10 protein-coding genes are annotated in these 13119 nt (G+C 58.7%); 3 read left to right on the forward strand and 7 right to left on the reverse strand.

The genetic code is table 11. The features are described from left to right. Window positions 1-7: 7 nt before the first annotated feature. The gene (dsbB, locus tag MC269_RS07970) at window positions 8-538 is read right to left on the reverse strand and encodes a disulfide bond formation protein DsbB (RefSeq protein WP_239954760.1); all 531 of its coding nucleotides are present in this window, start codon (window positions 536-538) and stop codon (window positions 8-10) included. A gap of 117 nt (window positions 539-655) precedes the next feature. Continuing rightward, a complete protein-coding gene (gene nhaB, locus MC269_RS07975; RefSeq protein ID WP_239954761.1) occupies window positions 656-2185 on the reverse strand; it encodes a sodium/proton antiporter NhaB in 1530 nt (509 codons plus the stop codon). 203 nt (window positions 2186-2388) lie between these two features. On the opposite strand from nhaB, the gene fadR reads away from it, so the two are divergent. Beyond that, window positions 2389-3108 (forward strand): fatty acid metabolism transcriptional regulator FadR, encoded by a 720-nt coding sequence (fadR, locus tag MC269_RS07980; RefSeq protein WP_081142604.1) that lies wholly within the window; start codon window positions 2389-2391, stop codon window positions 3106-3108. 222 nt (window positions 3109-3330) lie between these two features. Here the strand turns inward: fadR and MC269_RS07985 are convergent, their stop codons facing one another. Then, window positions 3331-4866 (reverse strand): SpoVR family protein, encoded by a 1536-nt coding sequence (locus MC269_RS07985; protein WP_081142605.1) that lies wholly within the window; start codon window positions 4864-4866, stop codon window positions 3331-3333. A 506-nt stretch (window positions 4867-5372) separates the two neighbouring features. On the opposite strand from MC269_RS07985, the gene MC269_RS07990 reads away from it, so the two are divergent. Continuing rightward, complete coding sequence (locus tag MC269_RS07990) at window positions 5373-6674, forward strand: D-amino acid dehydrogenase (protein WP_239954762.1); 1302 nt, start codon at window positions 5373-5375, stop codon at window positions 6672-6674. 17 nt (window positions 6675-6691) lie between these two features. Then, window positions 6692-7762: a catabolic alanine racemase DadX gene (dadX, locus tag MC269_RS07995; RefSeq protein ID WP_239954763.1), complete on the forward strand. Its 1071-nt coding sequence runs from the start codon at window positions 6692-6694 to the stop codon at window positions 7760-7762. On the opposite strand, the gene MC269_RS08000 is transcribed toward dadX, so the two are convergent. The 4 genes from MC269_RS08000 to MC269_RS08015 all read right to left on the reverse strand — a co-directional run bounded on the left by MC269_RS08000 (window position 7755) and on the right by MC269_RS08015 (window position 12947). After that, on the reverse strand, window positions 7755-8948 hold the full coding sequence (locus MC269_RS08000) for a multidrug effflux MFS transporter (protein ID WP_239954764.1): 1194 nt from the start codon (window positions 8946-8948) through the stop codon (window positions 7755-7757). The genes dadX and MC269_RS08000 overlap by 8 nt on opposite strands. 113 nt (window positions 8949-9061) lie before the next feature. Continuing rightward, window positions 9062-10528 carry an undecaprenyl-phosphate galactose phosphotransferase WbaP gene (gene wbaP, locus MC269_RS08005; protein WP_081142612.1) on the reverse strand — a complete coding sequence of 489 codons (1467 nt, stop codon included), beginning with the start codon at window positions 10526-10528 and terminating at the stop codon, window positions 9062-9064. A 382-nt stretch (window positions 10529-10910) separates the two neighbouring features. After that, the gene (locus tag MC269_RS08010) at window positions 10911-11144 is read right to left on the reverse strand and encodes a DUF1480 family protein (protein WP_081142614.1); all 234 of its coding nucleotides are present in this window, start codon (window positions 11142-11144) and stop codon (window positions 10911-10913) included. A 75-nt stretch (window positions 11145-11219) separates the two neighbouring features. Further along, window positions 11220-12947, reverse strand: coding sequence for a potassium/proton antiporter (locus MC269_RS08015; protein ID WP_239954765.1), 1728 nt, complete (start codon window positions 12945-12947; stop codon window positions 11220-11222). Window positions 12948-13119: the final 172 nt, after the last annotated feature.

Below are 13119 nucleotides of genomic sequence, written 5' to 3' on the forward strand. Positions count from 1 at the left end.
GATTTTTTTAGCGGGAAAAAAGCTCGCGGCGCTTAGGCTTAAACGGCTGGGCGATCAGCGCCAGCAGCGTGACAATCAGGTAAGCGGCGAAAATCACCATCATCCACTGCGGCATGCTTAGGGTCAGGAAGCTCCAGCCGCGCTCCGCGCAGTCGCCGCTGGCGACGAACACCGACGGCAGCCATTTATCCAGCGGCAGCCAGGCGGGAAAACGTGCGGCGAAATCGCAGGTGGTGAACGGGTTGGGATGCAGCTGGATCATCGTATGCTCATAGGAGAGGCGCAGCCCTTCCCAGGCGCTGTAGATCCAGATCAGCAAACCAGCCCAGCGCAGCGGGGTTTTTGGCGCGATAGCGCCAACGATGCCCGCGCCCATCACGCCGAACAGCGCGCAGCGCTCATAAATGCACATCACGCACGGCTTCAGTCCCATCACATGCTGGAACCACAGCGCCACCAGCTCCAGCGCCAGCGCCGTTAACGCCAGCAGCAGCCAGGCGGCACGACCGCGCGAAGATTGATTGAGATATCGCAACATCTTGCTTTCCCTGTAAATGGTAATGCCCCGCAGTGTAAACCAAAAGCGCGGCGGTGCCAGCCCGCCACGGGCGAAAATCCTGGTCATTTTGGGCTTAAGCTGATCCAGGGCAGCTATTTACATCTGCGGGGCGGCGATCCACCCCCACAGCTGCAGGGTTTCGGTCATTGGCACCAGCAGCCAGTGCAGGCAGGCGAAGCCGACCAGCGACATCACCACGGTAAAGGGCAGCGCCATCCACACCATCCGCCCATAGGAGAGCCGAATCAGCGGCGCTAGCGCCGAGGTCAGCAGAAACAGAAACGCCGCCTGGCCGTTGGGCGTCGCCACCGAGGGCAGGTTGGTGCCGGTATTGGTGGCGACGGCCAGCAGCTCATACTGCTGCAGGTCGATCGCGCCCTGGCTAAAGGCCTGCTTTGCCTCGTTGATAAACACCGAACCTACAAACACGTTGTCGGATATTGATGAGAGCAGGCCATTAAACACGTAGTACCAGCTGAGCTGCGCGTGCGGCTCAGCCTGCAGCACAAAGGCGATCAGCGGGCTAAAGAGCTGCTGCTGCACAATTACGGCAACGATGGCGAAAAAGACCGTCAGCAGCGCGGTAAAGGGCAGCGCTTCGGTAAAGGCCTGGCCGATGGTGTGCTCGTCCGTCACGCCGCACAGCGAGGTGGCGAGCACGATAACCGAAAGCCCGATCAGGCCGACTTCCGCCAGGTGCAGCGCCAGCGCGGCGATGAGCCAGACGCCGATAGCCGCCTGGATCCACAGCCGGAGGCGATCCTGACGCGTGCGCTGCGCCGCCGCCTCGCGTTCGCTCTGCAGCAGAATGGCGCGTACTTCATCCGGCAGCGTGGCGCCATAGCCGAAGAGGCGAAAGCGTTCCACCAGCAGGCTGGTGAGAATGCCGCACAGCAGCACCGGCACCGTCACCGGCGCCATGCGCAGGAAGAAGCCAGCAAAGTCCCAGCCCGCCGCATGGGCGATAATCAGATTTTGCGGCTCGCCGACCATGGTCATCACGCCGCCCAGTGCCGTTCCAACGCCCGCCTGCATCATCAGGCTGCGCAAAAAGGCGCGGAACTGTTCCAGCGTGGCGCGCTGTTGATGCGCCTCGGCGGCGTAGTCTGGGTCGGACGAGACGCGATGATAGATTTGGTAGAAGCCGACGGCGACGCTGATCACCACCGCGACCACGGTGAGCGCGTCGAGAAAGGCGGAAAGAAACGCGGCCGCCAGGCAGAAGGTGAGGCTGAGCAACACTTTGGATCGCAGCGTCAGCAGCAGCCGCGTAAAGACGAACAGCAGCAGCTGTTTCATAAAAAAGATGCCGGCCACCATAAAGATCAGCAGCAGCAGCACTTCCAGATTGCCGGCCAGCTCCTGCTTGACCTGCTCGGCGCTGGCCATGCCGATGACGATCGCCTCCAGCGTCAGCAAACCGCCGGGCAGCAGCGGATGGCACTTCAGCGCCATGCCGAGGGTGAAGATAAATTCGGCGATCAGCAGCCAGCCGGCGAGAAACGGGCTGACAAAGAAGAACAGCAGCGGATTGACGATCAGAAATGCCAGCAGCAGCATTTTGTACCAGTTGGGCGACTGGCCGAGAAAGTTGCGATGCAGCGCCTGGCCCCAGGTGATCTCCATGGCGAAATGTCCTGTGCAAAGTAGAGAGAGTGAAAGGGTAATCAGCGCCATCAGGTGACGCAACCGTGCCTTGCAGGATTGCGCGCGGCTGCTGATTTTTGCGCCAGCGCGCGCTTTTAATCCTTGCGCAGTCTATAACAGCTCCAGGGCGTCTGGTATGATGAGTGCCATTTCGACAAAGAAAGCAACGAGAAAACATCGCTATGGTCATTAAGGCGCAGAGCCCTGCGGGATTTGCTGAAGAGTATATTATTGAAAGCATCTGGAACAGCCGCTTTCCTCCGGGGTCGATCCTTCCTGCTGAACGTGAGCTTTCTGAACTGATCGGCGTGACCCGCACCACGCTGCGCGAAGTGCTGCAGCGCCTGGCACGCGACGGCTGGTTAACCATTCAGCACGGCAAACCGACGCGCGTGAATGACTTCTGGGAAACCTCCGGCCTGAATATTCTTGAGACGCTGGCGCGTCTCGATCACGACAGCGTGCCGGTGCTGATTGATAATCTGCTGTCGGTGCGCACCAATATCGCCTCGATTTTTATCAGCCGCGCGCTGCGTCACCATCCCGATAAGGCGCGCGCCGTGCTGGAGAGCGTCTCCGGCATCGAGGATCAGGCTGACGCCTATACCGAACTCGACTATCGCGTGTTTCGCGGGCTGGCCTTCGCCTCCGGCAACCCGATTTACGGGCTGATCCTGAATGGTCTGAAGGGGCTCTACACCCGCGTCGGCCGTTACTATTTCTCTAATCCCGAAGCGCGCGAGCTGGCGCGCAACTTTTATGCGCGGCTGGAAACGCTGTGCGTGAAAGAGCCGTCGCAGGATCAGATTGTCGACACGGTGCGCGACTACGGTCGTCGCAGCGGCGAGATCTGGCACAGCATGCAGAAAAGCATGCCGGAAGATTTAGGCAGCAAGCGCTAAAACTGAAACCGGACGCTGTCCGGTTTTTTTTCAGGCCGCACCGCTGCTCAGGAAGCGGGTAGCATGAACAGAAGAGCAAAGCGTCCCGCGGCAGGGATGCCGCGGGCCGAGCGCGCAGGGACGCCTTGAGCGACTTTGCGATCTGTTCATGCTACCCGCGACCGCGCCTGACTCACAGGCATAAAAAAACCGGACAGCGTCCGGTTTTTTTAGGGCTTTTCCTTACAGCGCATTGCCACGCGTGGGACAGCGGTCCAGCAGCTCGACGCTGCCATCCTCATTCTGCTGCTCGAGGTTCACGTCGAATCCCCATAGCCGATGTACGTGCTTCATCACCTCGCGGCGGCTTTTGTCGAGCGGCGTGCGGCTTTGCGGCACGTAACGCAGCGTCAGGGAACGGTCGCCGCGCAGGTCAACATTGTAAACCTGAATATTTGGCTCGAGATTGCTCAGATTATACTGCGCGGAAAGCTGCTGGCGGATGGCGCGATAGCCCGCTTCATCGTGAATAGCGGCGATCTCCAGATAATTATTGCGATCGTCGTCCAGCACGGTAAACAGGCGGAAGTCACGCATCACCTTCGGCGACAGGAACTGGCTGATAAAACTCTCATCCTTGAACTCGCGCATGGCGAAGTGCAGCGTCTCCAGCCAGTCAGAGCCGGCGATATCCGGGAACCAGTAGCGATCCTCCTCCGTCGGCGACTGACAGATACGCTTAATATCCTGGAACATGGCGAAGCCCAGCGCGTACGGGTTAATACCGTTATACCAGGGGCTGTTATAGGGCGGCTGAAACACCACGTTGGTATGGCTGTGCAGGAACTCGATCATAAAGCGATCCGACACTTTGCCCTCGTCATAAAGATGATTGAGGATAGTGTAGTGCCAGAAGGTCGCCCAGCCTTCGTTCATCACCTGCGTCTGCTTCTGCGGATAGAAATACTGGCTCACCTTGCGCACGATGCGCAGGATCTCACGCTGCCACGGCTCCAGCAGCGGCGCGTTCTTCTCCATAAAATAGAGCAAATTCTCCTGCGGCTCCGACGGATAGCGCGCCGCCTCGACGTGCACCGCCTCTTTCTCGCGGCGCGGCAGGGTACGCCACAGCGTATTCACCTGGCTTTGCAGGTACTCTTCGCGGCTCTTCTGCCGCGCTTTCTCTTCCTGTAAGGAGATCTTCTGCGGACGCTTGTAGCGATCGACGCCGTAATTCATCAGCGCATGGCAGGAGTCGAGCAGACGCTCCACTTCCTCAACACCAAAACGCTCTTCGCAGTCGGAAATATATTTCTTCGCGAACAGCAGATAATCGACGATCGAGCTGGCGTCGGTCCAGCTGCGGAACAGATAGTTATTCTTAAAAAAAGAGTTATGGCCGTAGCAGGCGTGCGCCATCACCAGCGCCTGCATGGTCATGGTGTTCTCTTCCATCAGATAGGCGATGCAGGGATTGGAGTTGATGACAATCTCATACGCCAGCCCTTGCTGCCCGTGCTTATAGCGCTGCTCGGTTTCGATAAACTTCTTGCCAAACGACCAGTGAGCGTAATTGATCGGCATACCGACGCTGGAGTAGGCGTCCATCATCTGCTCGGAGGTGATCACTTCAATCTGGTGGGGATAGGTATCGAGTCGGTAGAGCTTGGCTACGCGGTCAATTTCCGCAAGGTAGACATCAAGCAAATCAAATGTCCAGTCCGGTCCATCGCTGAGTCGTTTGCTGTCCTTAATCGGATCGTCAAAGATTGTCGTCATAGCGCACCTCTGTTTTGCAAACAGGCCTGCCCGTTGCGAGCAGCCGGTTTCGGTAATTTCAAGGCTCATCCCTAAGAAAGAGAACCCCAAAAACAGGCGAACACTTCAATGATAGCCCACTGTTACTTATCTGATTGCGGAACTCAACTGAATTATTCGGCACAAAATCATCCAGAAAAGGCAGCTAAAGCATTTGATGAGCTGATGTAGGGTTAAAACGCCTGGCGCCAGCATAAAACGCTGTTTATAAGAGGATTATATGGCGTCGGCTTATTCTCCTGAAATAAGTGAATAATGCCGGTTGCGCTATGATTAACTGCTAAGAAAGGGTGAAAAGGCGCATAAGTTACTGATTTTGTCTCAGGCATAAGATTTTAGTGTCTGAAAAAGTGAAAAACATGTGAAATAAGTTAATAAGGTAAGGGCGGCAGCCAGCAGGTTGGAATGCGCTGGTATCACGCTCTGGTCTAGTGAATTATGCTATTGAATTTGCCGGTGGGGGCGATATGCACGTAGTGATTCTGGGTAGTGGTGTGGTGGGCGTGGCGAGCGCCTGGTATCTGGCGCGCGCGGGCCATCAGGTAACAGTGCTGGATCGCCAGCCCGATGCCGCGCTGGAGACCAGCGCAGGCAATGCGGGACAGATCTCCCCTGGCTATGCGGCGCCCTGGGCCGCGCCGGGCGTGCCGCTGAAAGCGGTTAAGTGGATGTTTCAACGCCATGCGCCGCTGGCTATTCGCCTCGACGGCAGCAGCTTCCAGCTGGAGTGGATGTGGAACATGCTGCGCAACTGCGACATGCAGCACTACCAACAGAATAAAAGCCGTATGGTGCGCATCGCCGAATACAGCCGCGACTGCCTGAAGGCGCTGCGCGAAGAGACCGGCATCGCCTATGAAGGACGGCAGGGCGGCACGCTGCAGCTGTTCCGCACCCAGCAGCAGTTCGACAGCGCCAGTAAAGATATCGAGGTGCTGCGCGAGGCGGGCGTGCCCTACGAGCTGCTGCAGGCGCATGAGCTGGCGCGCGTCGAGCCGGCGCTGGCAACCACCCAGCACAAGCTGACCGGCGGGCTGCGCCTGCCCAACGATGAAACCGGCGACTGCCAGCTCTTCACCCAGAAGCTGGCGCGAATGGCGCAGGAGGCGGGTGTGGTATTCCGCTTCAATACCCCGGTCGATCAGCTGCTGCGCGAAGGCAACCGCATCTATGGCGTCAAGTGTGGCGACGAGGTGATTAAAGGCGACAGCTATGTGGTTGCTTTCGGCTCCTACTCGACCGCGCTGCTGAAGCATATTCTCGATATCCCGGTCTATCCGCTAAAAGGCTACTCCCTGACCATTCCGGTGAAGAACCCGGAGGCCGCGCCGGTCTCTACCATTCTTGATGAAACCTATAAGGTGGCGGTGACCCGCTTCGACAACCGTATCCGCGTCGGCGGCATGGCGGAAATTGTTGGTTTTAACAACAAACTGTTGCCCGCCCGTCGGGAAACGCTGGAGATGGTGGTGCGGGATCTTTATCCTGAAGGCGGTCATATCGAACAGGCCAGCTTCTGGAGCGGCCTGCGTCCAATGACCCCAGACGGAACGCCGATTGTCGGTCCGACGCCGCTCAGCAATCTCTATCTGAATACCGGACACGGCACGCTGGGCTGGACCATGGCCTGCGGCTCCGGTCAGCTACTAGCGGACCTTATCAGCGGCAAAACCCCGGCGATTGCCGCCGACGATCTGTCGGTGCTGCGCTATCTGCCCGGTTTTGCGCCGTCATCAGCACCATTACGCAACGCGAACGCCACGCGTTAACTTTCAGGGAGAGAGGTATGTCACGTCCCGTTTTTGCCACCATCGATCGGCAGGCGCTGAGTCACAATCTGACGATCGTGCGCCAGGCGGCGCCCGACGCGCGCGTCTGGTCGGTGGTCAAGGCCAATGCCTACGGCCACGGCCTGAGCCGGGTCTGGGAGAGCCTGTCGCAAACCGACGGCTTTGCGTTACTCAATATGGAAGAGGCGATACTGCTGCGCGACAGCGGCTGGCGCAAACCGATCCTGCTGCTGGAGGGCTTTTTTCATCAGGAGGATCTGGCGCTCATCGACCGCTATCGCCTGACCACCAGCGTGCACAGCAACTGGCAGATCAAGGCGCTGGCGGAGGCACAGCTCTCCGCGCCGGTGGATATCTACCTCAAGGTCAACAGCGGCATGAACCGGCTCGGCTTTCGTCCCGAGCAGGCGCATGGCGCTTACCAGAAGCTGCGGACGCTGCCTAACGTCGGCGATATCACTCTGATGGCGCACTTTGCCGATGCGGAAAATCCCGCCGGGCTGGTGGCGCCGCTAGAGCGCATTGAGCAAGCCGCCGAAGGGCTGGCTATTCCGCGCTCGCTCTCTAACTCCGCCTGCACGCTCTGGCATCCGGAAGCGCACTATGACTGGGTGCGACCCGGCATTATTCTCTATGGCGCCTCGCCCAGCGGCGACTGGCAGGATATCGCCAGCACCGGCCTGAAGCCGGTGATGACCCTGAGCAGCGAAATCATCGGCATTCAGCAGCTCAGCCCTGGCGACGGTGTCGGCTACGGCTATCGCTACCGTGCGCAGCAGGCGCAGCGCATCGGCGTGGTGGCGTGCGGCTATGCCGACGGCTATCCGCGCCACGCGCCCAACGGCACGCCGGTGTGCGTGGATGGCGTGATGACGCAGGTGGTCGGCGCGGTCTCGATGGATATGATCACGGTGGATTTAACCCCGTGCCCGCAGGCCGGCATCGGTTCGCAGGTTGAGCTGTGGGGCGAACAGGTGAAAATCGATCGGGTGGCGAAAGCGGCCGGCACGGTAGGCTATGAGCTGATGTGCGCGCTGGCGCCGCGCGTGCCGGTTAAGGTTATTTAAGCGCGGTCAGCGAACCGTGCATTTTTTTGCTGCAGCGCCAGGCGATCAGTGCCAGCGCTGCGCCCGCCAGCATCATCAACGCCAGCGCGCTCTTTTCCGCCACCGGCAGCATAACAATCAGCAGGCTGCCCGCCGCGCCGCCCGCCATCTGAATAAAGCCCTGTAGCGCCGCCGCCACGCCAGCCTGCTGCTGATAAGGTTCCAGCGCATAGCTGGTGGCCGGACCGACGGTAAACGCCAGACCCGCCACCGACACGGCGACCGGCAGCATATAGAGCGCCCAGTGCGTCTGCATCGTCTGCGGCAGCAGATGCATCCCCGCGAACAGCAGCAGCGCGCCCGCCAGCATGGTGACAAAACCCATCGCCAGACAGAACGGCCGTCCCGCTTTGCGGATGGTTTTATTGACGAAGGCGCTCACCAGCATAATCCAGAAACCGTTGGCACCAAAGGCGAACGAGAACTGAATCGGCGTCAGGCCGCCTTCGTTCATCAGCACCTGCGGCGCCAGCGACACATAGGTCAGCACCATACCGAGCGCGCCGGCATTGGCAAAGGCGAAGGCAAGAAAGCGCGGCTGGCGCAGGATAGCGCCATACTGCGCCAGCGGCACGCCCCTGACCCGCAGCGTATCGGCGGGGCGCGTCTCCGGCAGCCAGAGCAGCACGATCAGCGCAATCAGCAGGCCATAGGCGCAGAGAAACCAGAAGGGCGCGCGCCAGCCGAAGGCGCTGGCGAGCAGGCCGCCCAGCAGCGGCGCCAGGGCGGGCACGATGTTGAGCGCGCCGTTGAGAAAGCCGTAGGCGCGCGCCGCGGCGTCGCCGCTCAGGCGATCGCGCACGCCGCTGAACGCCACTACCGCGCTACAGCACACCGCGCAGCCCTGGATCAGCCGCGCCGAGAGAAACATCGGCCAGTTGCTGGCGGTGGCGGCGACGGCGCTGCCAACCACGTAGAGCGCCAGTCCCAGCAGCGCGATCGGCTTGCGGCCGTAGTTGTCCACCAGCGGGCCGGTCACCAGCTGCCCTAAGCCCATCACCAGCAGAAAGATCGGAATGGTGGTCTGGATCAGACTCACCGGCGTATTCAGGCCAAGGGCGATATCCGGCAGGGTAGGAAGATAGAGATCGATGCCCAGCGGCGCCAGCAGCACCAGGCTCAACAGCATCAGGGTAAATTTTTGCATAAAAACCAGAGGGTGAACGTCCTGTTAAAACAAGCGGGAAGGGTAATGAGTTGGGGGCGAAAAGAAAAGAGGAAATTGCGATGCCCGCTGCTAAGCGGGCATCGGCATCGCGCTTAGTAGGCGCCGTCGCGGCGCAGCACTACGCCGGCGGTTTTGAACAGAATGGCGATATCGGTCCAGAGCGCCCAGTTTTTCACATACCAGGAGTCGAAGTAGACGCGCGTATCGTAGTCGATATCGTTGCGTCCGCTGACCTGCCACAGGCCGGTCATGCCCGGTTTTGCCATCAGGTAGTAGTCCACGTCGCCCGCGTAGCGCTCCAGCTCCGCTTCGATCACCGGACGCGGGCCGACCAGGCTCATTTCGCCGCGGATCACGTTCCACAGCTGCGGCAGCTCATCGAGGCTGGTTTTGCGCAGGAAGCCGCCGATTTTGGTGACGCGCGGATCTTTCTTCAGCTTAAAGTCTTTGTCCCATTCGGCGCGCGCCTCTTCGCTGGTGGCCAGCAGCTTTTCCAGCACCTCTTTCGAGTTGGTCACCATCGAGCGGAATTTCAGGCACTTAAACTTCTCGCCGTTCTGGCCGATACGCTCGTGGCCGTAGATGGCGTTGCCGCCGTCGCGTTTCACCATATAGCAGAGCAGGCCGAACACCGGCGCCAGAAACAGCAGCAGCATCGACGCCACCACGATGTCGAAGCAGCGCTTGAGGAAGCGCGAGGAGCGTTTCGCCAGGCTATTGCTGACGCGCAGGATCATCACTTCATGGCTGAAGATAAACGACATATCGGTGCCGTAGAGCGGCACGCCGCGCAGGGTCGGGATCACCGAGACCGAGCGGCAGTTCATCTTAGAGAGAAACTTCAGCCAGGTGTCGCGCACTGCCTGCTGTTCGAACTCGGTGGCGACAATAAACTGCACGTTTTCGCGGTCGATGGTCTGCCAGTTGATATCCTGCTGTTTGATCATCGGCACGCCGTTGACGGACGAGGGAAGGGTTTCGTCGTCGGTGCTGATAAACGCCTGCACGTTGTAGCCGAGGATCTCTTCGCTCTGCAGCGCGGCATAGGCTTCCATGGCGTTTTTGCCCGAGCCGATAATAATGGTCTCTTTTTGCCACTGGCCGGCGCGGTTGATGGCGCGCTTGACGCCGGCACGCATCAGCGGCAGCAGCAGCAGCGCGTACGTCCAGCTAAAGAGCCAGACCATGCGCGAAAAGTCCCACTTGGAAAAGGCGATCAGCGCCAGATCCAGCAGCGAAAAGACAAACAGGGTTTTAATAACTTCCTTCAGCTCGAACCAAAAGGGCTTGCGGTAGGTGTAGTGACGCATGCGCATCCAAAAATAGGCGGTGCACAAAACAGAGAGCGCAAACTGCGCAATAAAACGGTATTCGATTTGATGAGGCGGAATAAACGCATCGAGATCGCCCCAGATCCCCTGAATAGTCGCCGCCGATAAAAACAGGGCCAGATTAAGGGCAATCAGGTCGGAAAAGCTTAACGCCAGTTTTGCGAGGATATTTTTTCGCGTTCCGCTCCATGAGCGGCTCGCATCATTCATCACCAATGTACTTGCCATAACACCTGCTCTCTTTTTTCTTCAGTAAAAGATGGCCTGACCAGAATCAAGTACGCGCTCAGGAGTGGACATCTGAAAAAGCAAAATAACGCGCTTTCAGTTCATTACAGTCGTTAGAGCCATACAGGCTGCAGTGAGGAGATAACACATTTACGTGATGATTATCACGAAAAGCTGCAGCAACGAATAAGAGTATGCAGGAGATATTTGACAGAGTTAATACGGAACAAATCCTAAAAACCTTTTTTTGCCTAAAGTTTTGTTCACGTAAGTTGATGAAATAGTTGCTTAAACTGGCAGGATAACCGGAAATAACCAAATATTTTAGGACGCTTTTTCGGAATTACCGCCAGGAATGGTCGCTGGCGGGGAAAATAGCGGCTCAGGCAGGTTTTTTTAATACCCACTGGTCTTGCTGTTTATCGTAATGCGCAATTTCTAAATCTACCGGCTCGCCATCAATCCAGGCCGGCACGCTGGTTTCATGATCCCAGCCGTCGAGCTGATAACTCAGGCCGGGATTGGTTTGACAAGGGATGCTGACGGTCTGCAAATTATCGCTGTCGAGTTCGGCATCGATAATCTCATAACGGCCAATTTTCACGACGTGTCCCATAACGTTCTCCCGTTTGCTGGGTTAAATAATCAGCATAGCTGTTTCCGCCGGAATATCGAGCCGCAGCGTATCGGATTATTCTCGCTCTTCCGCGACCCGCACCCCGATTTTAACGATGCGGTTGTCCTCTTTTTCCGCCACCGTCCAGGTCAGATGGTTCCACTCGACATGGTCGCCGACCACCGGCGTGCCGCCAAGCATGCTCATCACCAGCTGGCCCAGCGATTGCTGCTGGTTGGTTTCTTCATCCAGCTCCAGCCCGTAAATCTGCGCCACGTCGTGCAGGCGCGCGTCGGCGTCGAGAATAAAGTCGCCGAAGAAACGCTGATCGAGCGCCACCGGGGGTGACTGGCTGAACATTTTGCCCAGCGCAGGCAGATCGCGCTCGCGGCCAATCACGCAGATGACATCGCCCTCTTTCAGGCGGGTGTTGGCGTTAGGGTGCATCAGCGCGTTATCGCGAAACAGCGCGGCGATACGGGTTTCGCGCGGCATCTGCAAATCGCGCAGCGCCGCTCCGACGCACCATTTATCGGCGCTCAGTTGATAGACGAACTGCTCCCAGGGGTTTTCCGGGTGGATATCCAGCCCGACGCGGCTGACAGGCGACGCGGTCGGCGGCACCACCACGCGCGCTTTTTTCGCGGCAAAGCCGAGCGAGGTGCCCTGCAGCATCAGCGACACCAGCACCACAAAGAAGGCGATATTAAAATAGAGCGAGGCGTTTTCCAGCCCGGCCATCATCGGGAAGACCGCGAGGATAATCGGCACCGCACCGCGCAGGCCGACCCAGCTGATAAAGATGCGCTCGCGTCCGGTAAAGCCGCGGAACGGCAGCAGGCCCACCAGAATTGACAGGGGACGCGCCACCAGAATCAGCCACAGCGACAGGAGCATCGCCGGCACCGCGATATGCCAGAGGTCGGACGGTGTCACCAGCAGGCCGAGCACGATAAACATGCCGATCTGGCTCAGCCATGCCATGCCGTCAAAGGTTTGCAGAATGCCGTGTCGGTTGCGAATCGGGCTGTTGCCGAGCAGAAAGCCGCACAGATAGACCGCCAGAATGCCGCTGCCTTCCAGCATGGTGGTCAGGGCGAACACCAGAATGCCGCCGCTGAGCGCCAGCAGCGGATAGAGGCCGGTGGCAAGGTTAATGCGGTTGATCAGCTGCTGCAGCGCCCAGCCGCCGCCCAGTCCCAGCACGATGCCCAGACCGAACTGCTGCACCAGATGCACCAGGAACATCCAGTCCAGCCCGGTTTCGCCTTTCTGAATCATCTCAATCAGCGTAATGGTTAAAAACACCGCCATGGGATCGTTGCTGCCCGACTCAATCTCCAGCGTTGAGCTGACGCGTTCGTTTAGCCCTTTGTCGCCCAGCAGCGAGAAGACCGCGGCGGCGTCGGTGGAGCCGATAATCGCCCCGATGAGAAAACCCTGCATCAGGTCGAGGCGGAATAGCCAGGCGGCCGCGACGCCGGTCAGGCCGGCGGTAATCATTACGCCGACCGTGGCCAGCGACAGCGCCGGGCCGAGCGCCACCTTAAAGGAGCTGGCTTTAGTGCGCATGCCGCCGTCCAGCAGGATCACCGCCAGCGCCAGGTTGGAGATCAGGTAAGCGGCGGGGTAGTTGTCAAAGGCGATGCCGCCAATGCCGTCGACGCCGGTCAGCATGCCTAACGCCAGAAAGATCACCAGGATAGGAATGCCCAGACGGGAGGAAAAAGAACTGAGTAAAATGCTCGCGGCTACCAGCACAGAACCGATAATAAAAAGGCTATAGACAATGTTGTGGTTCAATGTGGTCTCCTGCGGTTACGACGTTCAGGTAGCGGCTGTCGCGGGGAATGGCCAGGCATCAAAAAAAGACGATGCGTAATCAGTAAGTTGTCGGTGCATTAACTCTAATTTTACCGCTTTGTTTTTCGATTAAAGCACTGCCTTAATGTGCAAAAAAAAGGCATTGTTCGTC

This window comes from Pantoea sp. Z09 (assembly GCF_022394795.1).
GTDB lineage: Bacteria > Pseudomonadota > Gammaproteobacteria > Enterobacterales > Enterobacteriaceae > Pantoea > Pantoea latae.